This is a genomic window from Acinetobacter sp. 'aerobic (ED)' (assembly GCF_904886855.1).
Lineage (GTDB): Bacteria > Pseudomonadota > Gammaproteobacteria > Pseudomonadales > Moraxellaceae > Acinetobacter > Acinetobacter courvalinii.
This window is the reverse complement of record NZ_CAJHGI010000006.1, coordinates 125,701-148,939: the sequence shown is the minus strand read 5'-3', so window position 1 is coordinate 148,939 and position 23,239 is coordinate 125,701. Positions and strand designations below refer to the sequence as shown.

General features: G+C 43.7%; 20 protein-coding genes. 16 read left to right on the top strand and 4 right to left on the bottom strand.

From position 1 onward, the window contains the following. Nucleotides 1–31 precede the first annotated feature (31 nt). The 8 genes from JO943_RS13485 (at nucleotide 32) to JO943_RS13450 (ending at nucleotide 8,777) form a co-directional block, all read left to right on the top strand. Complete coding sequence (locus JO943_RS13485; RefSeq protein ID WP_005231168.1) at nucleotides 32–1,255, top strand: MFS transporter; 1,224 nt, start codon at nucleotides 32–34, stop codon at nucleotides 1,253–1,255. 34 nt (nucleotides 1,256–1,289) lie between these two features. Continuing rightward, on the top strand, nucleotides 1,290–1,811 hold the full coding sequence (locus JO943_RS13480; protein ID WP_005231167.1) for a cupin domain-containing protein: 522 nt from the start codon (nucleotides 1,290–1,292) through the stop codon (nucleotides 1,809–1,811). Nucleotides 1,812–1,844: 33 nt separating this feature from the next. Then, the gene (locus tag JO943_RS13475) at nucleotides 1,845–2,660 is read left to right on the top strand and encodes an alpha/beta fold hydrolase (RefSeq protein ID WP_199973666.1); all 816 of its coding nucleotides are present in this window, start codon (nucleotides 1,845–1,847) and stop codon (nucleotides 2,658–2,660) included. A gap of 22 nt (nucleotides 2,661–2,682) precedes the next feature. Further along, nucleotides 2,683–3,477 (top strand): SDR family oxidoreductase, encoded by a 795-nt coding sequence (locus JO943_RS13470; RefSeq protein ID WP_202741057.1) that lies wholly within the window; start codon nucleotides 2,683–2,685, stop codon nucleotides 3,475–3,477. Nucleotides 3,478–3,486: 9 nt separating this feature from the next. Further along, entirely contained in the window at nucleotides 3,487–4,278 is a 792-nt protein-coding gene (locus JO943_RS13465; protein ID WP_202741056.1) for an aspartate dehydrogenase, read from the top strand. A 12-nt stretch (nucleotides 4,279–4,290) separates the two neighbouring features. Next, complete coding sequence (locus JO943_RS13460) at nucleotides 4,291–5,757, top strand: aldehyde dehydrogenase (RefSeq protein WP_202741055.1); 1,467 nt, start codon at nucleotides 4,291–4,293, stop codon at nucleotides 5,755–5,757. A gap of 38 nt (nucleotides 5,758–5,795) precedes the next feature. Further along, on the top strand, nucleotides 5,796–7,436 hold the full coding sequence (locus tag JO943_RS13455; protein ID WP_202741054.1) for a thiamine pyrophosphate-binding protein: 1,641 nt from the start codon (nucleotides 5,796–5,798) through the stop codon (nucleotides 7,434–7,436). Between the two features lie 147 nt (nucleotides 7,437–7,583). Further along, nucleotides 7,584–8,777: a hypothetical protein gene (locus tag JO943_RS13450; protein ID WP_009515942.1), complete on the top strand. Its 1,194-nt coding sequence runs from the start codon at nucleotides 7,584–7,586 to the stop codon at nucleotides 8,775–8,777. 72 nt (nucleotides 8,778–8,849) lie between these two features. Here the strand turns inward: JO943_RS13450 and JO943_RS13445 are convergent, their stop codons facing one another. Beyond that, complete coding sequence (locus JO943_RS13445; protein ID WP_202741053.1) at nucleotides 8,850–9,845, bottom strand: AraC family transcriptional regulator; 996 nt, start codon at nucleotides 9,843–9,845, stop codon at nucleotides 8,850–8,852. Between the two features lie 343 nt (nucleotides 9,846–10,188). Here JO943_RS13445 and JO943_RS13440 point away from each other — a divergent pair, with 343 nt between their 5' ends. Then, nucleotides 10,189–11,670: a flavin-containing monooxygenase gene (locus JO943_RS13440; RefSeq protein WP_202741052.1), complete on the top strand. Its 1,482-nt coding sequence runs from the start codon at nucleotides 10,189–10,191 to the stop codon at nucleotides 11,668–11,670. Between the two features lie 117 nt (nucleotides 11,671–11,787). Here the strand turns inward: JO943_RS13440 and JO943_RS13435 are convergent, their stop codons facing one another. The 3 genes from JO943_RS13435 to JO943_RS13425 form a co-directional block, all read right to left on the bottom strand. Then, nucleotides 11,788–12,720, bottom strand: a complete 933-nt coding sequence (locus JO943_RS13435; RefSeq protein WP_202741051.1) for a metal-dependent hydrolase — start codon at nucleotides 12,718–12,720, stop codon at nucleotides 11,788–11,790. Next, on the bottom strand, nucleotides 12,710–13,573 hold the full coding sequence (locus tag JO943_RS13430; RefSeq protein ID WP_202741050.1) for an alpha/beta fold hydrolase: 864 nt from the start codon (nucleotides 13,571–13,573) through the stop codon (nucleotides 12,710–12,712). Before JO943_RS13430 ends, JO943_RS13435 begins: the two co-directional genes overlap by 11 nt. A 183-nt stretch (nucleotides 13,574–13,756) precedes the next feature. After that, nucleotides 13,757–14,614 (bottom strand): LysR family transcriptional regulator, encoded by an 858-nt coding sequence (locus JO943_RS13425; RefSeq protein WP_202741049.1) that lies wholly within the window; start codon nucleotides 14,612–14,614, stop codon nucleotides 13,757–13,759. 214 nt (nucleotides 14,615–14,828) lie between these two features. On the opposite strand from JO943_RS13425, the gene JO943_RS13420 reads away from it, so the two are divergent. The 7 genes from JO943_RS13420 to JO943_RS13390 all read left to right on the top strand — a co-directional run bounded on the left by JO943_RS13420 (nucleotide 14,829) and on the right by JO943_RS13390 (nucleotide 22,752). After that, complete coding sequence (locus JO943_RS13420; RefSeq protein ID WP_202741048.1) at nucleotides 14,829–15,497, top strand: ankyrin repeat domain-containing protein; 669 nt, start codon at nucleotides 14,829–14,831, stop codon at nucleotides 15,495–15,497. Between the two features lie 19 nt (nucleotides 15,498–15,516). After that, nucleotides 15,517–15,978 carry a nucleoside deaminase gene (locus tag JO943_RS13415; protein WP_202741047.1) on the top strand — a complete coding sequence of 154 codons (462 nt, stop codon included), beginning with the start codon at nucleotides 15,517–15,519 and terminating at the stop codon, nucleotides 15,976–15,978. 3 nt (nucleotides 15,979–15,981) lie between these two features. Continuing rightward, the gene (locus tag JO943_RS13410) at nucleotides 15,982–17,166 is read left to right on the top strand and encodes a cyanate transporter (RefSeq protein WP_202741046.1); all 1,185 of its coding nucleotides are present in this window, start codon (nucleotides 15,982–15,984) and stop codon (nucleotides 17,164–17,166) included. Nucleotides 17,167–17,350: 184 nt separating this feature from the next. Beyond that, nucleotides 17,351–20,146, top strand: a complete 2,796-nt coding sequence (locus tag JO943_RS13405; protein ID WP_202741045.1) for a type VI secretion system Vgr family protein — start codon at nucleotides 17,351–17,353, stop codon at nucleotides 20,144–20,146. Then, entirely contained in the window at nucleotides 20,143–21,612 is a 1,470-nt protein-coding gene (locus JO943_RS13400; RefSeq protein WP_202741044.1) for a LysM peptidoglycan-binding domain-containing protein, read from the top strand. The genes JO943_RS13405 and JO943_RS13400 overlap by 4 nt, the downstream gene beginning before the upstream one ends. Nucleotides 21,613–21,614: 2 nt before the next feature. Continuing rightward, nucleotides 21,615–22,445 carry a tetratricopeptide repeat protein gene (locus JO943_RS13395; protein ID WP_202741043.1) on the top strand — a complete coding sequence of 277 codons (831 nt, stop codon included), beginning with the start codon at nucleotides 21,615–21,617 and terminating at the stop codon, nucleotides 22,443–22,445. Nucleotides 22,446–22,590: 145 nt separating this feature from the next. Further along, nucleotides 22,591–22,752: a hypothetical protein gene (locus JO943_RS13390; RefSeq protein WP_202741042.1), complete on the top strand. Its 162-nt coding sequence runs from the start codon at nucleotides 22,591–22,593 to the stop codon at nucleotides 22,750–22,752. Nucleotides 22,753–23,239 lie beyond the last annotated feature (487 nt).

Here is a 23,239-nt window from a genome sequence, read left to right as displayed (position 1 = left end):
CCGGTTCATGACTCAATCAAAGGGATGAAGTATGAGTAATGAAGAGAAAAGTGGATTAAAGCATTGGGTTCCTGCTTTTGTCCTGATGGTATGTGTCGTACTGGCATTCTTCGACAAAATCAGTATTGCCGTATTATTTGCCGACCCGCACTTTCAAGGTGCCATGGGAATTGCACAAGATAAGGCCAAGTTGGGATGGCTGATGACCAGCTTTCTCTTAGCCTATGGTTTTTCCTCGGTATTCCTGAGTTTCCTCGGTGATATTTTTAATCCCAAGAAAATGCTGTTCTGGAGCGTCGCTTCGTGGGGCATCCTGATGTTCTGCATGGGCTTTACCACCAACTATACCGGCATGCTGATCCTGCGGGTTTTGCTGGGTTTGGCTGAGGGACCATTGTTTGCACTGGCGTATGCCATCGTTAAACAGACTTATACCGACCGCCAGCAGGCACGTGCTTCGACCATGTTCCTTTTAGGAACACCGATTGGTGCATTTCTGGGTTTTCCCATTACCGCAGCGGTGCTTGCGAAGCATGACTGGCACACCACCTTCTTTGTAATGGCGGGTTTAACCGTGATTGCACTACTGGCCATTGCATTTGGTTTGCGTAATTTACAACTCAAGAAAACCATTGAACTGGAATCGAGCAGCAAACGTTTGAATTTCAAAGGTCATATTCACAATACCAAGCTGTTATTGCAAAACCGTGCTTTCTGGCTGGTATGTATTTTCAATATTGCCTTGATGACTTATCTGTGGGGTTTAAACAGCTGGGTGCCTTCTTATTTGATTCAGGACAAAGGCTTTAACCTCAAAGAGTTTGGTATTTATTCCAGCTTGCCATTTATTGCCATGCTGATTGGTGAAGTGATTGGTGCTTTCCTTTCTGACAAGTTAGGCCGCCGTGCTGTTCAGGTCTTCAGTGGACTGTTGGTGGCAGGCATCTTTATGTATGTCATGGTCATTATGACTGACCCAATTCTCGTCATCGCGGCCATGTCTTTAAGTGCAATGGCGTGGGGCTTTGGTGTCGCAGCGGTATTCGCCTTACTTGCCCGTGTCACCACTGCCGATGTGGGGGCAACTGCGGGAGGAATTTTCAACGGAATGGGTAACTTTGCCAGTGCAATTGCACCTGTTCTGATCGGTTACATCGTGATGCAAACCCACAGTTTTAATTTAGGAATTACTTTCCTGGCAGCCGTCGCCGTGATCGGATCGTTTTTCTTGGTTCCTTTATTGAAACGTTATTAATCAAACTATTGAACAAAAACCTAGGAGTTAAAACATGACTACTCAACAATTTGAATCATGGACACAACCTGAAGGTACAAGCTTACAAGACTGGTTAAATACCCGTATCGCACGCTTTGAAACACGTAAATATGATTTCGATGCCTTGAAGTTTCAGGCAGATTACGACCCGAAATATCGCCGTGCACAAATGCGTTATATGGGCACAGGTGCAACAGGTGTGGTCAATGATGGCAATACGGTTCCAGCTGAAAACTTTACCTTTTCAACCATGGTGCTTCCAGCACAGTGCGAAGGGCCTTTGCACATTCATCACGATGTGGAAGAAGTGTTTTTCATGTTACGTGGCGAAATTGACCTGTTCATTGAACATAACGGCGAAAAATTCGAAACCCGACTGAAAGAGCGTGACCTGATTTCAATTCCACCGGGAATTTATCGTGGCTTGTTCAATCCGGGTCAGGAAGATGCCTTGATGTGTGTGATGTTAGGTGCGGGTAAGCCGACCATTCCGAATTATCCACCTGAGCATCCATTGTCTCAAATCAAACGTTAATCCGATTGATCTCATAACTGTTGAAGGAATGACATGATGACCCTGACTGAGCGCTTAACTCACTATCCCGTTAAAACCGTTGTCGTCAATGGCACTGTGCAGGCTTATCGCGAAGCAGGTCAAGGCCAGCCGCTGATTTTGCTACACGGGATTAGCTCGGGTTCAGCATCCTGGATTAACCAGCTAGAGACACTCAGTCAGCATTTTCATGTCATTGCCTGGGATGCACCGGGTTATGGCTTATCCGATGGCTTAAGCACAGATCAACCGGATGCAAGTGATTATGCAGAACGTGTATTGGCGTTGATGGATGCGCTGAACATTCCCAAAGCCGTTGTAATTGGACATTCATTAGGTGCTTTACAGGCCAGTGCATTTGCCCATCTTTATCCTGAACGGGTACAGACTTTAGTGCTTGCCAATGCGGCACAAGGCTATCAACGTTCCGATGAAGACACCAAAGCACAGGTCTATCAAAAACGACCAAATATGTTGAAAAACTTGGGCAATGCAGGCATGGCAGCCAGTCGTGGACCGCATTTGATTTATAAACAGGACCCTCAGGCACTGGCATTGGTCAGTGAAGTGATGGGGCAACTGACCTTAGACGGTTTTACCCGAGCATCTTATTTGCTGGCGTATGACGAAATTCGAAATTATTTAACAGAACTGACAGTTCCTTGTGTGGTCATTGCGGGTGACAAGGATGGAATTACACCTGCGCAAGCGATCAAGGAACTGGCTGTAGAAATGCATTTGAGCCGATGTCATCTCATTACAGATGCAGGTCATCTGAGTTATGTCGATCAACCTGAACAGTTTAACGACATTGTTTTATCGGCACATTAAGACTTAAACGAGAGATATGGATATGAGCTTCCAAGTTGAAGGAAAAGTAGCAGTTGTCACAGGTGGCTCGTCAGGCATTGGTTTGGCTGCAGTCGAAATTTTAGTTGCAGAAGGTGCCAAGGTGGCGTGGTGCGGTCGAGATGAGCAGCGTTTGGCAGCCTCAAAACACTATATTTTAGAAAAATATCCGCATGCCAATATCTTCACCAGCGCATGCAATGTCTTGGATAAACAAGATGTGAAACGCTTTGCCCAACAGGTCAATCAGCATCTGGGCAATGTCGACATGCTGATCAATAACGCAGGTCAGGGCCGTGTATCTAATTTTGAAGATACTCAGGATGAAGACTGGATGAAAGAGATTGAATTGAAGTATTTCAGTGTATTACATCCAGTACGTGCATTTTTGGATGATTTAAAACAGTCGGCTTGTGGATCGATTACCAATGTCAATTCTTTGCTGGCACTGCAACCTGAACCGCACATGATTGCGACTTCATCTGCACGTGCAGCATTGTTGAATCTGACCCATTCACTGGCGCATGAATTTACCCAGTATGGCATTCGGGTCAACTCAATCCTGTTGGGCATGGTGGAATCAGCCCAGTGGAAACGCCGTTTTGAAAGCCGTTCAGACCCAAATGCAACATGGGAACAATGGACCGGCAACATTGCCAAAAATCGTGGTATTCCCATGCAACGTCTAGGCAAGCCGGAAGAACCGGCACGTGCCTTGGTGTTCCTTGCATCACCTTTAGCATCCTATACCACAGGTTCGGCACTGGATGTCTCTGGTGGATTTAATAAACATTTATAAGGTGTTCCCATGAAACAGTTGATGATGATCGGTTTTGGCGCCATGGCAGCAGAAGTGTATGCGCATATGCCTCAAGACTTGCAACTTAAATGGATTGTGGTCCCTGCACGTAGTATCGAAAAAGTACGGGCGCAGGTTGCGGCTGATGTACAGGTCATTTCTTCAATTGATCAATGTCTGGGTACACCAGACTATGTGATTGAAGTGGCTGGTCAGGCAGCGGTGAAAGAACATGCGCAAAAAGTGCTGGAAAAAGGCTGGACCATTGGCTTGATTTCCGTGGGCACTTTGGCAGATAACGAATTTTTAATTCAACTGAAAAACACGGCAGAACAACATGATGCACATCTGCATTTATTAGCGGGTGCAATTGCCGGGATTGATGGCATCTCTGCGGCTAAAGAAGGCGGTCTGGAAAAGGTCACTTATAAGGGTTGTAAGAGTCCGAAAAGCTGGCGTGGCAGTTATGCAGAACAACTGGTCGACCTTGATCAGGTCAGCGAAGCAACGGTTTTTTTCCGTGGTACAGCCAGAGAAGCTGCCTTGAAGTTTCCAGCCAATGCCAATGTGGCCGCCACGATTGCACTGGCTGGACTGGGTATGGATGAGACCCTGGTTGAACTGACGGTTGATCCAAATATCAATAAAAACAAACACACCATTGTGGCAGAAGGCGTGTTTGGTGAAATGACTATTGAACTGGTCGGTGTGCCATTGGCGAGTAATCCCAAAACCTCAACCTTGGCTGCATTAAGTGTCATTCGCGCTTGCCGCAATAGCGTTGAAGCAATTCAGATTTAAAAGGATTTGATCATGGTAAAGGAAATTTATATCGCAGGTGAATGGCGATTAGGTAAAGGCGCTACGATTCAAAGTTTATTTCCAGCAGATCAATCGGTGAATGCTGAAATATCAACGGCGAGTCTGGACGATGTCAATGAAGCCATCGAAAAGGCAGATGCGGCTTGGCGTAAGGCGGAATGGCGCAACAGCATGCCGCATGAACGTGCCCGTATTTTATATAAAGTGGCCGACATTATTGAAGCGCGTGTGGATGAGCTTTCAAAGTTGCAAACTCGTGATAATGGCAAGCCATTGGCTGAAACTCGTGCCTTGACCATGAGTGCGGCAGCAACAGCACGTTATGTAGCTGCAGCGTGTGAAACCTTAAATGATGAGCTGACCACGCAACGTACCGCAGATTTCATGACCATGAGTGTGCATGAACCTGTGGGCGTGGTCGCTGCAATTACCCCGTGGAACTCGCCAATTGCCAGTGAAGTACAAAAATTGGCACCTGCACTTGCGGGCGGTAATGCAGTGATTCTAAAACCTGCGGAAGTGACTTCTTTGATTGCATTGGAACTCGCCAAAATCTTTGAAGAAGCAGGACTACCGAAAGGTTTACTCAGTGTACTGGTCGGACGTGGTTCGGTGATTGGTGATGCAATCGTAAAGCATCCTTTGGTACGTAAAATTTCATTTACTGGTGGAACCACCACGGGTCGTCATCTGGCACATTTAGCAGCGGATAAACTGATCACCACCTCTTTGGAATTGGGTGGAAAGTCTCCAACGATTGTATTGCCAGATGCAGATATTGAACTGGCAGCCAAGGGCGTGGCTTATGGCATCTTTAGTTCGGCTGGACAAGCTTGTATTGCAGGTTCACGTTTATTTGTACACAGCAGCATCTATGATCAGTTCCTCAATCGTCTGGTTGAGATCACTAAAGGCTTACGTGTTGGACATCCTGAAACAGCAGGCGTACATCTCGGGTCTTTGATTAACCCGAAGCATTTGGCTTCTGTCGATGACTATGTACAGCTTGCGAAACAAGAAGGTGGACAAGTCCTTGTGGGTGGTCATGCCTTAACCGAAGGTGAGTTTGCCAAAGGTAGCTATTACTTGCCAACCATTATCACGGGCTTAAGCAATTCAGCACAAACCTGTCAGGAAGAGATTTTTGGTCCTGTGCTGGTGGTGATGAAATATGACGATGAACAAGATTTGCTTGCACAAGCCAATGACAGTTGTTTTGGTCTTGCCGCAGGCATCTGGACTGAAAATTATCGTAAGGCATGGCAAATTGCCCGTGCTTTAGAAGTGGGTACGGTCTGGATCAATACCTATAAGAAATTCTCGATTTCTGCGCCATTTGGCGGCTTCAAAGAAAGTGGCATTGGTCGGGAAAAAGGTCGATTGGGCATTTTGTCTTATATGCAACAAAAAAGTATCTATATGGGATTAAGCGAGCAGCCAAATCCTTGGGCGAATTAATACATTCATGGAATGAACCGTTTTTGAGGAATATACAAATGACAGAACGTGTAAATGTCGGCGAAGCCATCGCCCGTGTTTTAGAAGCACATCAGGTAGACAGTATTTACGGGGTAATCTCGATCCATAACTTACCGATTGCCGATGCAGTGGGGCGTCGTGAAAAAATCCGTTTTGTGGCGGCACGCGGTGAAGCGGGTGCGGTCACCATGGCCGATGGTCACTCACGTTTTAAAGGACTCGGTGTAGCGCTCACAAGTACCGGTGCAGGTGCAGGTAATGCAGTCGGTTCACTGATTGAAGCCATGAATGCAGGCAGTCCAGTGTTGCATTTAACCGGACAGGTAGAGCGTGAATATCTGGATCGTGATGCCAGCTTTATTCATGAAACCAAAGATCAACTGACTTTCTTACGTGCTTCCAGCAAAGCGGCCTTCCGTATCACCAGTCCTGACAATGCAGTGGGTGTGATTCGTGAAGCGATTCGTGTCGCCACGACAGTGCCGATGGGGCCAGTCAGTGTCGAGTTGCCGATTGATGTACAGGCAGCAGAAATCGATTTGCCGCTGAACTTGGGGCCAGTAAAAGCACTGGAATTACCACAAGCTGAACAGGTGGAAGTTGACCTGATTGTCGATGAACTGAAAAAAGCCAAACGCCCAGTGTTCTGGATTGGTGGTGGAACGCTGAACAGTGTTGCAGAAGTCAAGGCGATTGCCGATCTTGGGATTCCGGTGGTGTCATCGACCCATGCGCGTGGCGTATTGGCTGATGACCATCCGCGTAGTTTAGGCGCATTCCATAATTCGGCTGGCGTAGAGCAGTTGCTCAAAGAGGCTGATCTATTGGTGGTGGTCGGTTCTCGGTTACGTAGTAATGAAACCAAAACCTATTCAGTGCAATTCCCTGACAATATTATCCAGATTGACGCCAATCCTGTGGCACAGCAGCGTAATTACAAAGTTCGCAATTTTATTTGTGGTGATGCCAAAGATGTATTGCAACGTGTATTGAGCGGCTTGCAAGGTATCTCAAAAGTTGACGCAGATTATGATGCAGCCGTGGTGCAGGCAAAACAGGCTGCGATTGATGCTTTACGCAAGCAGCTTGATCAATATGCCTTGATCTGTGATCACTTACGCGCCGCATTACCGCATGATGGTATTTTTGTACGTGACATTACCATGTCAGGCAGTACCTGGGGCAGCCGTTTATTCCCGGTACAGGCACCAAACCAGAATATTCACTCTTTAGCAGGTGCCATTGGTCTAGGTCTGGCCACTGCGATTGGTGCTTCGATTGCCAATCCTGACAAAAAAGTCATTGGCTTGGTCGGTGATGGCGGTTTGATGTTAGGCATCGGCGAAATCGCAACCATGGCGCAAGAAAATACCAATATGGTGCTGATGATCATGAATGATGGCGGTTATGGCGTAATGCGCGGTATTCAAAATAACTACTTTGGTGGTCGCCAGTATTTCAATGAATTGCATACCCCGGACTATAAAGTCTTAGGTGAAGCCATGGGCGTCAAGAGCTGGAAAGTAGGCAGTGCGGATGAATTCAAGACCGTGATTCAGCAAGCAGTTGATTTTCAGGGACCAAGCGTGATTGAGCTGGATATGCATTCAATTGGACCATTGAACTTCGCAGGTCCGCCACAGAAAAAACTGTACTAATCCCATTGAGCATTGGCAGTCCGTGCTGATGTGAAGACTGCGTTATGGGCAAAATTTTTTGCCCATAACGCAATAAAAACTATGTTTTATAGGTAAAACAACAACAAGACCAACAGGATCGTTGGGACGAAAGCGAAGGAACAACCGATGAAAAAGACAGTGATGGTCGCGATGCTTGCTGCATGTTATTTGGGTACACCATCCCAGGTGTTTGCACAAAGCTCAGCCCTAGAATGGAAAAGTGAAGATGGAACCGATTCAGTTAAACTCGGCGGGGTGGTGCGACTGAATCAGCGTTATGAAGCTTGGGAAGGACCGAATGGCGGATTCGGGAAGCTTTATTTTGATATTTTCAGGGTCGACCTGAAAGGCAAGTTTGACGATGCTTATTTTAATGCCAGTTACCTGTTTCAGGATCAGGAAAAGCGTTCGGTCGAGAAAGCCTATGTCGGCTATAATCTTGACCAGAACAACAGTATTGAAGCCGGTCTGGTGTACAAACCTTTTGCGATTTATCCTTATCCGCAAAATGGCTGGACTTACCATATTCCGTTTTTCCTGGGCTATGGCAATAATATCGCACCCGGATTGAACTGGAATTTTAATAACAAGGACTGGGATATCAAGCTGGGCTATTATCCGCAGATGCTGGATACCAGCCTGCGCTATTCGCCTGAAAGTGCCACTTATGATGATTTAGCTGAAAATGCTTTCCCAACCCAAAAAGCCTACCAAAATGAAAAGCGCCATCAGTTTAATACCCGTATTGTACGTAAACTGGAAACTGAATTCGGTAAACAGGAATTTGGTGTGTCGGGTGCGATTGCGCAATTGCATAACAAGAGCACCGATAAGAATGGCCAATATTATGCGGTCGGTCTGCATAGCGACAATAATTACAAGCGCTTTAATCTACAAAGCTCGGTAATTCATTATCAATATGATGCCAAAAATCCGGATGGAGTCAGCAATGATGTGACTTTGATGGGTAATAACGGCTTTACGCCTGCCTATTTCATTGCGTCAGAAGCCACGGTGGCCAGTTTAAATCTGGCTTATACCTTGCCTGTGCAAAATATGGGCAAACTCAAGGCCATCCGTTTCTATAATGACTATAGTTATATGGACAAGAAACGTGATGACTGGTCGGCTTCACAAATGAATACCACCGGGATGATGTTTATTGCTTCGCCGTTTATGGTCTGGGCTGATTATACCTGGGGTAAAAACTCCAATATTATCGGCGGTGCGTCCAATGCCACAGGTTATACCTCAACGGTTTCACCCTATAGTGACCAATGGTTATACCGTATCAATTTAAATATAGGCTTTAGTTTCTAAATCCTCATCTATAAATTCTTGAGAGGGGTGGATCATGTCGATGATTCACTCCTTTTGCTTTTTAAGCGTGGGCTAGGCAAGATGATTTTTTCGATAATCAGACGGAGACATATTTTCCCACTGTTTAAAGGCACGGCTAAACGCGCTTTGTTCTGCATAACCCAGTAAAAAGGCAATTTCTGTGAGCGAGAGTTCTGAGCTGCTGAGATAGGTTTTTGCCAGTTCCAGACGAATGCTTTTGACCAGATCACTGTACTGTAATTGGTAGCCACTCAGTTTGCGATAAAAACTTCTTAAGGACAGATTGAGCTGTCTGGCAATATGTTCTGCTGAAGGTTCACCTGCTTTTAGCATATGCACGATGAGCAGTTGCAAGTCTTTTAAAAACGTATCCGGATTGGGAATACTCTTGAGCAAGGCTTCGGCTTGCTGGTCAAGAATCTTTTTGAGATGAGGATCGCTGCTCGGAATCGGCAACTGTAGAATTTCAATCGGTAGCCACAGTCTTAATGCATCGGCATCAAAGCTCACAGGACAACCATAAACTTCCGGATATGCAGTGGTATCTGCTGGCGCAACAGCAGAAAATTCGATTTTCGAAGCGTTGATATCTGGACGGTGCAGGATTTTGCGGATGGTATTAAGTATACCTGAGATGAGAACCTCATTGGTCAGTTGTGAATTCTTCTCTGTGACCGGAGTCCAGCACATGCAAAACTGATCTGCTGTATGTGTAATTGAGAAAGCAGCGGAGTTTTGCAGGATCAGTTGAAAGTTCTTGAAGCTGTTTAAAAAACCATATAAATCAGGACTTGAAAGTGCCAGATAGCCCATGATATGGATATGATGCGGTTCGACCAACTCACCGATATAATATCCCATCACTGGCACAGGATGCTGCTGGTAGATTTCTTCAAGCAGGTTGCTCCATTTATACAACGGCATTCGCTGTTGATGCGCATATTGCTTGCTCAATTCACTGAGCTGTAAATTCGATATATTTTTTTGCTGGAGATATTTTTCAATCAGTTCCAGAAGAACTGAGGGAATGCTTGGAATTTCAGTCATAATTACTCAGCTCATTTTAAAGTTAAATATTTTAACTCTGTCTCGATCCGTCAGTTGATTATCATGATTAAATCAATCTATTATTTTAACCGATATAGTGCTCGAGATATTTATCATCATAGGACAGAATTTAATACTCAAAGTACATGATAGGATAAATTTAAACTTAATAAAATATAATGTTTTTCTCATTTCTTTATTTGACTTTGCTTATTTTAACTTGGCATTCAAGGTCAAGTCTTTATCAGGCAACCGAATTATTTTCCATAGCTAGGTCTGTTAATAATTTAGTGAATATATTAACTGATTGAGGTAACAAGATTTTTATATTTTGGAGTGGAAAATGCCAGATTTAAAGCAAAAGCCTGTGGTAAATAAACATCAATTTGATGTGATCATTATCGGTGCCGGTTTTTCTGGACTTGCAGCAGGCATCAGGCTGCAACAGCAAAACATCAATAATTTTATTGTGATTGAAAAATCAAGCGAGGTCGGTGGGGTCTGGCGAGAAAATACCTATCCCGGTTGTGAATGTGATGTTCCCTCATCAATTTATTCCTACTCATTCGCACCGAATCCCAACTGGAGTCATATTTTCGCAAAACAGAAGGAGATCCAGCAATATATTAAAGATGTCAGCAAGCGCTTTAATATGGATCAACATCTTTTATTTAATACCGAACTGTATACGGCACACTGGTCAACTGAAGATCATGTCTGGTCGGTCGAAACCAGTCAGGGCAACTATACCGCCAGATTTGTGTTTTTTGCTACCGGGCCTTTAAGTGAACCTACGACCCCGGCAGTCGAGGGGCTGGATCGCTTTAACGGTAAAGTCTTTCATTCGGCACAATGGGATCATTCGGTCGATTTAAGCCATAAACGCGTTGCGGTGGTAGGTACAGGGGCATCTGCGATACAGATTATTCCTGCAATCCAGCCGATTGTTGATCAGCTGTATGTATTTCAGCGCACCGCACCGTGGGTGATTCCAAAACCGAATCTGGTGCTTCATGATGCCTCTAAGAATGTTCAGCAAAAATTGCCTTTTACCATGCATTCGCTACGTAAAGTGACCAGTATCTCCATGGATATGTTCAGTGCCAGCGTCAATCAACCCAAGACCTTGGATCTGGTCGGTAAAGGTTTGATTAACTGGATGCATTACCAGATTCAGGACCCGGTATTACGAGAAAAGGTCCGACCGAAGTTTACCCTGGGATGTAAGCGGATTTTATTTTCCAATACCTATTATCCGGCATTAGCGGCCAACAATGTACAGTTGTTTGATCAAGGTCTTACCCAAGTAACAGAAAACGGCGTGCTTGTGGACGGCAAAGAAATTCCACTGGATATTATTGTGTGGAGTACCGGATTTGAGGTGGCAAAACCACCGATTGCCAAGCGGATCATGACCAAAAATGGCGTTATACTGGATGAGGTCTGGCAAGATCAGACCGTTCAAGCTTATAAAGGTTGTGTAATTAAAGATTTGCCAAATGCCTTTATGCTGCTGGGTCCCAATAGTATCAGTTATAATTCCCTGATTAGTGCTGCTGAAAATCAGGTCAATTATGCGGTTAAAGCCATTCGATTTATTCTGGATAATAAGCTGAAAGGTTTTGAGTTGAATAGCCATGCCGATAAACAGTATAACCAGAAGCTACAGCATAAACTTGCCGGCACTGTGTTTAATCAGGGCGGATGTGCCAGTTATTATCTTGATGAGCATAAAACTAATGTGGTGAATTATCCCTGGACCACTCAATATATGACAAATGATTTAAAGCAGTTTGATCATTATAGTTATATCTTTTACCGATAATAAACCCGTTTTGAAAAGCCTTGTTTAAAATAAGGCTTTTTATTTATGCGCTAAACAGAAGAAATAAAAAAAAGGCACGGGAACGTGCCTAAAAGGGGGAAAGTACTACCGAACTGCTTAACACACCCGCAACTGCTGGGTTAAGGCTTTGACTGCAGGCGAGTTATCGATAACCTGTAAGGCTTTAAAAGTATCGCCCTCATAAAATGGATGATAGCTCGGTTTTAGCCAATGTCTTAGGCTCAACATCATCGAGAAAAAGCTCGGCACCTGTTTGCTACGGCCATTTTCAATGACAGTTTGTGCTAATGAGCGCAGCAGACCATAGCGATGAAAGCTTTTGGCTTGAGCATCCTGCTGTGCCAATTTTTTGAAGCATTGATAGATGGCGAAAGTAAAGCCTGGTGCTACCGCTGTCATGATGATTTGGCGTTGCAAGTAGGCAAAGATTTTATTTTCCTCACCACATAAATGCATATATAAATCAAAAGCAACACTTCGATGTTCAACTTCTTCAGCCAGATGCCAGGTCATCAGATCAGACATCATCTCATCCGCAGTTTTATTTTGCCAAGGTTGATCATCCAGACACCAGGTACCTAACATGGTAGTAAAGTGTTCAACCGCAGCGGCGATGCCCACGCGAATGGTCAGCCAACGATATTCCAGATTTTTGGACAGCGCCAAGCCGAAAGGGGAAGTATTCAGTTGCTTGGCAATCGTATCTAGTGAAGCAATAAACTCATCAATTTCATAGCCATAATGTCTTAAATAATCTTGCGCCACTTTATGAGCTGCCGCGTGATGGGCTTCCTGATGTACAAAGCCTTTGACATCGGCGCGAAGCTTCTCATCTGTCACATAAGGCAGTGCCTGATTAAAGGTCCGGCACATCCATAACTCGCCAACCGGTAAAATCAAGTGAACCGCATTGATTAAGTGGGTGGCAAATGGATTGTCATAAATCCAGTGTTCAGGGGTAAGACTAAAATCAAATTGAACACGGCGCTGTTCAAGATAATGATTTTCCAGTCGTTGTTTAGGATGCATGAGCTTCTCCTCCATTCACGGCATTGATAAAATGATGGCTCAATTGCTCGGCATTTTGCGAAGGGATCCAATGCGTGGCATCCAGATAGACCGCTTGATATGAGCCGGTAAAAAACTTTTTATTGAGTTGGGCACTTTTCCTGCCCACGGCAATATCCTTATCCCCCCAGATAAACAGGGTGGGTACTTTTACTTTTTGAAATGTTGAACGGATGGGTGCCAATGGCATACTGCGATACCAGTGAATCGCTGTACCGATCCGGTTTTCTTGAATAAGATATTGCTGAAAATCCTGGATTTGTGCTGCATTCATGCCTGAGTTTTTCAGCAAGAAATGGCTGAGTGTCTTGGCTCTCTTAAATAACAGTTCAGGAATAAAGGGCAGTTGGAAAAAGCCGATATAGTACGAGCTAAAGATTTGCGTGCTAGTGAGCATCGCCTTTAGAAATGCGCCGGTATGTGGCACCGAGATCAAGGTCAGATGCTTGACCAGCTCGGGATGTTGCCGGGCCAACTCACAGGCCACAATGGACCCCCAGTCATGACCAATCACATAGACCGGTTGGCCCAGCAGATCAATAAAGCTTTTGACATCGGCAGCCAACTCGGCAATGGCATACTGAAAACGGCCTTTGGGTGAAGCGGCTTGGCTGTAGCCGCGCTGCTCAATGGCAAAGGTACGGAAATTTTGCTGATTCAGTAGCGCGCTGGTGGCTTGCCAGCTGTGTGCCGTTTCGGGAAAACCGTGTAATAGGATAACCGGTTTGCCATCGATTGGACCTGAATCAATCACATTAAAAATCAGATTATTACGGCTATACTGGCTATATCGTTTCTCTGTCTGTTTGACCATACTGACTTACTCATCAAAGCTGTCTATTGCTCTGGATAGTAGTCAGCGTTGTGGAGGCTGTCTTGACAGTAAATGAAGGGATTTAACTTCCTGTGCCATGGCTATTATTTTTGGCACATTTAGCCTAAGACTTGGCACTTAAAGACGGTAGGTGGATGGATAGAAGCGGTTAGTTCAGATACTTCATCCGGTCTTGCTCTGATCAAAACGATGTTGCAGCACCGCAGTCATTTGCTCCACCAACTGAGCCACTGGACCCTCCTTATCCCAGGCATAGAGTGAAACCTTCATCGGGCTGGCCTTGCCTAATGCAAGATATTCACGTACCCGATAACCTTGAGTGGTTGCAACAGGCAGCAGTGATACGCCCAGTCCGGTTTCAACACCCACCAGTACGCTGGCGAGGCTATTGCTGGTAAAGGCGATATACCAGTGACGCCGTTCACGTTCGATCTGCTCAAACATATCTTCGCGATACAGCCCGCCTTGTGGAAAGGTCACCAGTGGCAGGGGATCAGACCAGTTCCCACTATGATCGATACTTTCAAACCAGGCCATTTGCTCTGGAAAAGTCGCGTGACGATCCGCACTGGCAATAGCTTCTTTCACAATCACCAGATCAAATTGTCCACTTCGATAGCCTTCCATCAGATCCCGACTCAGTCCAGCGGTTACATCTAGCCGAATACTACGATGCTGTTTGCTAAAGCGACTCAAGGCCAGCGCCATGTCGGTATTCATAATATCTTCCGGCAAGCCGATATGAATCGGGATGGTGCCTGTTGGATCACCGAGCACGTTCTGAGCCTCTTGCTGCAGTGCCAGAATGCGTCGGGCATAACTAATCAGGTATTCACCTGCGGTGGTCAACTGCATTGGCCGGGCATGACGATCAATCAGCTGCTTTCCTGTAGCTTGTTCCAGCCTTGCCAGTTGCTGGCTAACCGTTGATTGCGTCATGTGCAAGCGTTCGGCCGCGAGAGTAAAACTACCTGTTTCAATAATCGTGACAAAAGCACGGAGTAAACGTGGATCGAACATGGCCGTCACTCATTGATGGGGATTTTTTAAGATTTAAACATTACCTGAATATTCATTATCTTAATACATTTGATTCAATAATTTAATTTTTAAATAGTAGGGAATCTCGCTATGCTCAACTTATAAATGGGTTGACTGGAAGGATAGCAATCATGCAACCAACAGGGGTGTCCCGATCTTTGCTGTATTTCTGTTGTTGCTTTGGAGGAAGTCGATGAACAAGTCTTTAATCGTGGCTGCTTTGGTGATGACATTATCCGCCTGTGGTAATGCCAGCTCAGGAGATACGATGCAAAATAATGCCTTACATCAGGCGGCAGCACACAATGATGTGGTCCGAATCGAGCAACTCTTGTCTAAAAGTCCAGACATCGATGTGCGTGACTCATCAGATGCAACCGCGTTAATGATTGCGACACGCGCCAACCATATTCAGGCGGCACAGGCATTGATCAAGGCGGGGGCTGATGTCAATGCCAAGGACGATATTCAGGACAGTCCTTATCTCTATGCAGGTGCAAGAGGGCATTTAGAGATCTTGAACATGACCTTGCAACATGGTGCAGACCTGAAAAGTACCAATCGTTATGGCGGTACAGCCTTGATTCCTGCGGCTGAACGGGGACATGTAGACACGGTAAAAACCCTGATTGCGGCTGGTGTGAATGTTGATCATGTCAATCATTTGGGCTGGACGGCATTACTGGAAGCCATCATGCTGGGTAATGGCGACACGCGATATCAGCAAATCGTCGACCTTCTAATTAAGGCAGGTGCCAATGTCAATCTGGCTGATCGTGATGGCGTAACGCCATTGGCACACGCTCAGTCACGCGGTTACAAGACGATTGAAAATGCATTATTGGCTGCAGGCGCAAAATAAAACCGAGAGGGGGATAAACATGGATCAACATACAGATTTTCTACGTCAGGCCATTGAACTTGCTTATCAAAATAGTGAGGCGGGTGGCCGTCCATTCGGGGCGGTGATTGTCAAAGATGGAGTGGTCATTGCGACCGGTGTGAATCAGATTCTCAGCAGCAATGATCCCACTGCGCATGCAGAGTTACAGGCCATCCGTGCAGCCAGCAAACAGCTGAACTCGGCCAATCTGGAAGGATGTTCGGTGTTTGCCAGTGGACATCCCTGTCCGATGTGTATGGCTGCCATGCGTATGGCAGGTATACAAGCCGTGACTTATGCCTACTCAAATGAAGCGGGTGAACCCTTTGGCTTATCTACCGCTGCAATTTATGCCGACCTGGCCAAGCCTTTTGCCGAGCAGTCGATGCAGATTCGCTATGTTCCTGTACGGCTGGAGCACAAGCCCGATTTGTATGCATACTGGAAATCACTGGTCTGAATCATGCTGACTTCTCCTCAACATCGTCCGTTACTCATCGCGACCGTGGCACTGGTCGGGCTAAATTTGCGACCTTTTATGACCAGTATCGGGCCGGTCACGAATTCGATAAGAACGGGAACTGGCCTGAGTTTGCAAGGCATCGCCTTACTCACCTTGGTGCCGATGCTGCTGATGGGCATCATTGCCTTCGTTGGACCGGCGATACAAAGTGCCTTGGGTGAACGTAAGGCCATTCTGACGGCTTTAGCAATTATCTGTCTCGGCTGTGCATTACGTTTTATCAGCCCGAATGGCGGATTCCTGATTCTGACCGCGGCCATTATTGGCTTTGGTGTGGCGATTGTACAGGCCAGTTTTCCGAGCATGATCAAAAGAGAATTTGCGGATCATCTAGGACCGATGATGGGATTGTATTCAGCCATGTTGATGGGCGGTGGCGCTGTGGGCGCCTTGATTGCACCTCTGATAACCGGCATGACCGGAAACTGGAAAATTGGTTTATCTGTGTTTAGCGTGCCTGCAATGGCTGCATTTGTACTGGCTAGTTGTTTTTTAGCTCGACCTGCAAAATCTCAGTACACCCTGCCATCGGTTGGAGTGTTATTGAAACAGCCACGTACCTGGTTATTGATTTGCTGTTTTGGACTGATTAATGGCGGCTATAGCTCGATCGTGGCATGGCTGGCGCCGGCCTATCAGGAGCTGGGCTGGAGTGCGACCGCGAGCGGTAATCTGATGGCGCTACTGACACTGAGTCAGGCTGCGGCAGCGCTGCTGTTGCCTTATTTATCCCGACGCAATCAGGATCGCCGTCTCTGGATTGCCTTAACCCTGATCATGCAATTGCTTGGATTTGCAGGTCTGGCTTTTATCCCCGAATCTTTGCCTTATTTTTGGGTAGTGACTTTAGGCGCAGGCTTGGGTGGCTGTTTTGCCTTGCTGATGATTGTGGTACTTGATCATCTGGCTGATCCTGCCCATGCCGGACAGCTTTCCGCCTTGATGCAGGGCGGCGGATTTTTGCTTGCAGCGCTTGCGCCTTGGCTGCTTGCAGTATTTCATGGTGTTACAGGTCATTATACACTCGGCTGGATCTGGCACTTTGCCATGGTCATGGTGGTGGCCATATTGGTGATCAGGCTCAACCCAACACATTACGGTAAAGCCATCCGCTTGACCAAATAAATCCGCAGCGGCTGAACAAAGGGAAAACGTCTTTTTGAGCAGCAGCGTGTGCGGTACTTAACAGGGAAGTTTAAAAAAATAAATAGAATGTGACAATTATGGTCATCTATAGACAGAACTGTATAGACATTAAATCGTTTTTTTGAGTAAAATATGGCAAATTTAATGAAATGTTCTATAAAAAATGCTGAACAATATTTTTCAGGCTCTGGAAAGTTTAGGCCTTACAGCACAAAAACGTGCCATTCATATTCAGTTTTCGAATCAAAATTTAAATACCCAAGTTTTCCTGCAACGCATTGATGGTCAGCATGCGCTGAATGCCGGTTTTAAGGCAGAGCTGATCTGTTTGTCGACCAATGCCAGCATTCCCCTGAAACAGTTCATCGGCAGCCAAGCCGCCATTGATACCGTCACCGATCAGGGACAACTCAGCCGTGTCACAGGCATTATCACGCAAGCCTTGCAAGGCCAGTCGGACGGTAGTTTAACGCTTTATAAACTCACACTCGAAGACCCAACCGCACTGTGGAAACAACGCCGTAACAGCCGCGTGTTTATGAATAAAAGCGTGCGTGATGTGGTGGAAGTTTTCTTTAAAGAATGGCAACAAAAAAGCCCCTTATTTGCCTCCAGCCTAACGCTGGACCTCAGTGGACTCAGTCAGGACTACGATGTCCGCCCATTCATAATGCAGTCCAATGAGAGCGACTATGACTTTGTCACCCGTTTACTACGTAGCGAAGGCATCAACTGGCTGGTAGATGAAGCAGAACGAACCGTTCCACAAAGTAGTGCTGCGATTCAGCCGCAAAAACTGCGTCTGATTGATGACAATAGTCAGTATCAGGCCTTAGACCGTCGCCAGATCCGTTATCACCGCAGCAGTGCCACCGAACAATACGACAGCATGACCAGTCTGGTCGGACAGCGCTCTCTACAACCGAGCAGCGTACATGTGCAACGCTGGCAGGCTGATGCACTGGAACAGGAAGATGGTGCAGGCAGTGTCCAAAGCACGCATAAGCACAGCGAACAACACGACAATGCCAGTCTCGGTCTGGAACAGGCCTGGCATTTTTCACCGGCATGGATGCAAGACCTGAATGGTGAAGATGGTGCAACCCAGTCCGGCAATGCCCAGATAGAAAAGCTCAATCAGAAGCTCGGACAATATTACGATCTGCAATCGAAACAGTTCGTAGCGAAGACCACCGTCCGTGACACCCATGTCGGTTACTGGTTTGAACTGGCCGAACACCCTGAAATCGACCAACACGATGGCAGTGATAAAGAATTCCTGATCACAGGCAAACACTTCTACAATCAGAACAACTTGCCTAAAGATTTGCACCAGCAGATTAATCAGCTATTGGCCCAAAGCAACTGGCAGCCAAGCCAACAAAGCAATACAGAAGAACGCCAAGCCAATCAGCTCATCCTGCAACGCCGCAATATCAAAACCGTACCTGAATACAATCCATTACAACACCGTCCAGCCGCTTCACCGCAACGTGCCAAAGTGGTTGGCCCAAGCGGCGAAGAAATCCATGTGGATGAATGGGGTCGTATCAAAGTCCGTTTCCTGTTTACCCGTAGTGAAGACCATAGCCACGATGGTGGTGCAGGGGCCAACGACAACGACACCGATTCAGCCTGGGTCGATGTACTGACCCCGTGGGCCGGAGAAGGCTATGGCGCACGTTTTCTGCCGCGTATCGATGAAATCGTAGTCATCGACTTCTTTGATGGCAATATTGACCGTCCATTTGTAGTGGGACGTATTCATGAAGCGCATCGCAGCCCAACCAAATTCGACAATGCAGGCAAGCTGCCAGACACCAAGAAACTGGCCGGGATCAAATCGAAAGAATATCAGGGCGAAGGCTTTAACCAGTTACGTTTTGATGACACCACTGGACAGATTAGCGCACAACTGCAGAGCAGTCATGCTGCTAGTCAACTTAACTTAGGTAAACTGAGCCACCCGAAAGATAAAGCGGAAAGTGAAGACCGCGGTGAAGGTTTTGAACTGCGTACCGATCAATGGGGAGCCGTACGAGCTGGAGAAGGTTTACTCGTTTCCACGCATAAACAGGATCAAGCCCAAGGCGAACATCTGGATGCACAACCTGCCAAGCAACAGCTGGAAGGTAATCAAAACAATGCCAAGGCACTCAGCGAAGTGGCCAAGAATCAGCAGACCGATGAGATTGAATCCGTTGATCAACTCAAAGAATTCGCTGAACAGATTCAAGAGAAAATTGCGCAATTTAAAAAATCATTATTATTGCTGAACTCACCTGCGGGTATTGGATTAAGTACCAATGAAGATATTCATCTCTCTGCGGACGGGCAGATCAACCAGTTTGCAGGCGACAGTATCAACTTAAGCACGCAGAAAAATCTGATTACGCATGCACAAAACCGAATTAGCCTGTTTGCCGCACAGAGTGGGATCAAGCAGGTGGCTGCGAAAGGCAAGTTTGAAGTCCAAGCGCAGTCGGATGGCATGGACTTACTGGCCAAACAAGGCATTCAGATTATTTCAACCGAAGACCGCATTGAGATCGCTAGCCCCAAAGAAATTGTGATTACTGCCGGTGGTTCTCAGATTAAGCTGAATGGTTCAGGGATCTTCCCCGTAACGGGCGGCAAGTTTGAGGTCAAGGCGGGGCAGCATTTATTTATGGGTGGGGCGAAAGTTCAGTATGAGATGCCTGTTTTAAAAGGGTTAGGAGAGATAACTAAATTTAGTGTAAGAGCAGATTTGTCTTATTACTCAACTAATCAGGAGTATAAAAATACTTCTTATAAATTTTTCTCCACTAAGGGCTACTTTCATGCAGGAGAGTTAGATGAGCGAGGAAGAACAAAAAGAATATTTAGTACAGTTAGTGAAGATTATTCATTGTTAATTGATGTCGAAATTGATATTGAAGAAGAGTTTTTAGAAATTCAATTGGATGATAAGAAATGAAATTGAAGCTTTCATTTAAATTTATATATGCAAATTATGATGAGGGTGTCGCAAATGTTGAGTACAGAATCAGAAGCTACCCAACAACTTATCCAACAATTGCAAGCACTTTGACAAAGAGCGGAGATAGAACTAATAAGATTGGATTATCTAAAATATTCGAAATTAATGGTTTTAATGGCTATATTCTTATAGAGATAAAGGGGTTGCCTACTAAGTATAAAGAGTGGAAGGTTGTAAAGAAACTTAATATTGATACGGGTGCGTATATCTTAAAATCTATTAATTATGAGGAACTTATTAAGGTTAAACTCCCTGTGGAAAAAATAGGTGTTTTTAAAACTGAAGCTAAAGGTGTTAATGGGACTGAACGGAGTGACCTCTATGAAGTTCAGTCTGGAGATACTGTAGAATCTATTGCGAAGAAATTTAATAAATCTAAAGAGCGTATCATGTTGGATAATGGGCTTTCACATGAATTTAAAATCTATAAAGGACAAAGACTTTATATTGGTGATAAGCCAATAAAAATTTCTGAACCAAAACTAATTGGTCCAGATAAAGAAATATTTATTAAATCATCTCATATAGTTAGATATGGAGATACATTAAGCTCAATAGCTAAAGAATATTCACTAAATATTAATGAGATAGCTTTTGATAATAAAATAAAGATAACTGATACTTTGAAAATAGGCCAAATCTTAATTTTAAATAATAGAAATTATTTTAAAAAAGCCTTTACAAGGCAAGAAATAGACATAGAAATTAATAGAAGGGCTTTTTATGGGAGTACTAGTGGTTTTCCTGTACATATGGCACTTAAACAAAAAGCTACTCAAGCATCGGTAAGTTTAGGAGCAGATTTCTTTAACTTCGTTGGGAGTTTTGAATTAGGTTTTGCATATGATTTAAATGGTAATAAAATGCTTTATGTCTCTACTATTGAGCAAATAGATTTATCTCAGAATTTAATAAATAATATAGTATCCGATGTTCAAAGTGGGAAAGGAACAGTTTCTGAAATTATTGAAAGTTATAAGAAAAAAGGTATTTTAAAAAAACGTAAATGGTCTAAAGAGGAAATAAAAAAACATCTCAAAAAGCTTTCATTTAGCATTGGCGATTCTATAGTAAGTACAAATGCCCAACATGTCGAAGATCTTACAGGATCTGGTTATAGTGTTACTAACACTGTAAAATTACTTATTGCTGATCTGAGTAGAGTAAATACAATAGCTGAAACAGCTGATGGACGTACTATACGTGGAAAAGGCTATGGTGCAGGAACAGCAATTGGATCGAAGAAAGCATCTTCTATTGCTAATGAAAAAACTCATATTTCAGCATCATTAGCACAATCACAGACTTATGGATTATTAATTATTGATCCATATAGACGTTTCTCTAAAAAGCATTTTGATAGAGATCCGATTGTCGAAATAGATTTGATGTCTAAGGATTAATTATGTTTGATTTTAAAAAAATAGTTTTTATTTTTACAGTTTTCATTCTTGTTTTTAGTAGTGCTTGTAACTCAAAAAGTACTAGTGGTATTTCTGAAGCTGAAAAAAAAGAATATGTTTCTAAATATCAAGCTGAAATGGATAGTGAAAACTATAAAGGTGCTTTTAGTATACTTGAAAAATTAGTTGAAAAAAATGATGATTTTGCAAAGAATGAAATGGGTTTTTTTTATGAGAAGGGTATATTTGTTGAAAAGGATATAAAGAAGGCAATAAAATTTTATGCTGAAGCGGGTAATAATAATTATGTACCTGCAATGTACAATATTAGTAGATTGAAACTAGAGGATGGGAATTCGGCTGAAGCTTTATCTATATTAAAAAAAATAGAAAGTGATAATTATGCGCCAGCTATTAATCTTTTGGGTATCATGTATAATAATGGGGATTATGTTGATAAAGATTTAAATAAGGCTTTTTTGTATTACAAAAAAGCAGCTGATTTGGGGAACCCTGATGCTAAATTCAACTTAGGGCAAATGTATTTTTACGGTGAGGGAGTTAAACAAGACTATAAAAAGTCTTTCTATTGGTATGATGAGTCTGCAAAGCAAAATTATGATTTTGCAAAAATTCAGTTGGCAACATCATATTATAAGGGATATGGTGTGGAGAAAAATGTTGAGAAAGCTATAAATGTTATTAGTGAAATGGCTAAAAAGGGTGATCCAGACGCAATTTATAATATTAGACTTTACTATAAGTCTATGGGTGATAATGGGAAATATGAATATTGGGATGTTAAGTGTAAAGGAACTACAGGTTGTGAATAATATTTTATATTAAAAATAAAATTAATTACTCAGTATCAACTAGATGGGAAAAATTAACTAAGTTGATACTGAGGTGGTTATTAATTACATAAGAAAAATTGATCAAATATCTTACTAAACTGAAATGGCATTAGCTGGAGGAGCTGTGGGTGCAATTTTAAGCAAGCGTCTACTTGGATTTTTAGGTATTACGCCTCATGCTAAAGTTGGGCAGGTAATTATAACTGTAGCAGTATTAGGTGGTGCTACTGGTTCAAGTATGTTTGTGGATAAAGCACTATATCAAAGTATGGGATTGTGTAAATAATGGGTTTTAATTTTTTTATCTTTATTTTAAGTATATTATTGTTTTTGGTAGGTTATTTATATTCTTGTAATTTTATGAATAAAAATAAGTTTATACAATTGAATTTTCCTAAAATCAATGGTGATAAATACTCATTTTATGAGATTTTTGAAATACAATCTCTGCTATTTTCTTTTTTTATTCATTATAATATTTTTTATAAGAAAAGTGGGCGCCTCCCAGTTTATGATGATAAACATAATGTAGTAACGAATAACTTTTCTAAAGATGAGTTGATTGAATTTATTAATAGTAATTACATTTTTTTAAAAAAATATTCTTTGATTTTTTTTATTTCTGGGGTGTTATTTGTTGGATCGTTAACTTATTTCTTTATTTTTGAATATTAATTTGTGTGATTTTAGTGTTTTTTAATGAGTGTGGGTTTTATAAATTTTATTTTTGTTAAGTTGTTGTGATAAAAATAAGGTGAATTAAAAGGTGTTGA

Coding starts and splice junctions, on each gene's coding strand:
- JO943_RS13395 (WP_202741043.1), top strand. CDS start 21,615: ATGTTTGATTTTAAAAAAATAGTTTTTATTTTTACAGTTTTCATTCTT.
- JO943_RS13450 (WP_009515942.1), top strand. CDS start 7,584: ATGAAAAAGACAGTGATGGTCGCGATGCTTGCTGCATGTTATTTGGGT.
- JO943_RS13430 (WP_202741050.1), bottom strand. CDS start 13,573: ATGGTCAAACAGACAGAGAAACGATATAGCCAGTATAGCCGTAATAAT.
- JO943_RS13425 (WP_202741049.1), bottom strand. CDS start 14,614: ATGTTCGATCCACGTTTACTCCGTGCTTTTGTCACGATTATTGAAACA.
- JO943_RS13475 (WP_199973666.1), top strand. CDS start 1,845: ATGATGACCCTGACTGAGCGCTTAACTCACTATCCCGTTAAAACCGTT.
- JO943_RS13470 (WP_202741057.1), top strand. CDS start 2,683: ATGAGCTTCCAAGTTGAAGGAAAAGTAGCAGTTGTCACAGGTGGCTCG.
- JO943_RS13455 (WP_202741054.1), top strand. CDS start 5,796: ATGACAGAACGTGTAAATGTCGGCGAAGCCATCGCCCGTGTTTTAGAA.
- JO943_RS13410 (WP_202741046.1), top strand. CDS start 15,982: ATGCTGACTTCTCCTCAACATCGTCCGTTACTCATCGCGACCGTGGCA.
- JO943_RS13465 (WP_202741056.1), top strand. CDS start 3,487: ATGAAACAGTTGATGATGATCGGTTTTGGCGCCATGGCAGCAGAAGTG.
- JO943_RS13440 (WP_202741052.1), top strand. CDS start 10,189: ATGCCAGATTTAAAGCAAAAGCCTGTGGTAAATAAACATCAATTTGAT.
- JO943_RS13415 (WP_202741047.1), top strand. CDS start 15,517: ATGGATCAACATACAGATTTTCTACGTCAGGCCATTGAACTTGCTTAT.
- JO943_RS13435 (WP_202741051.1), bottom strand. CDS start 12,720: ATGCATCCTAAACAACGACTGGAAAATCATTATCTTGAACAGCGCCGT.
- JO943_RS13460 (WP_202741055.1), top strand. CDS start 4,291: ATGGTAAAGGAAATTTATATCGCAGGTGAATGGCGATTAGGTAAAGGC.
- JO943_RS13405 (WP_202741045.1), top strand. CDS start 17,351: ATGCTGAACAATATTTTTCAGGCTCTGGAAAGTTTAGGCCTTACAGCA.
- JO943_RS13400 (WP_202741044.1), top strand. CDS start 20,143: ATGAAATTGAAGCTTTCATTTAAATTTATATATGCAAATTATGATGAG.
- JO943_RS13480 (WP_005231167.1), top strand. CDS start 1,290: ATGACTACTCAACAATTTGAATCATGGACACAACCTGAAGGTACAAGC.
- JO943_RS13445 (WP_202741053.1), bottom strand. CDS start 9,845: ATGACTGAAATTCCAAGCATTCCCTCAGTTCTTCTGGAACTGATTGAA.
- JO943_RS13485 (WP_005231168.1), top strand. CDS start 32: ATGAGTAATGAAGAGAAAAGTGGATTAAAGCATTGGGTTCCTGCTTTT.
- JO943_RS13420 (WP_202741048.1), top strand. CDS start 14,829: ATGAACAAGTCTTTAATCGTGGCTGCTTTGGTGATGACATTATCCGCC.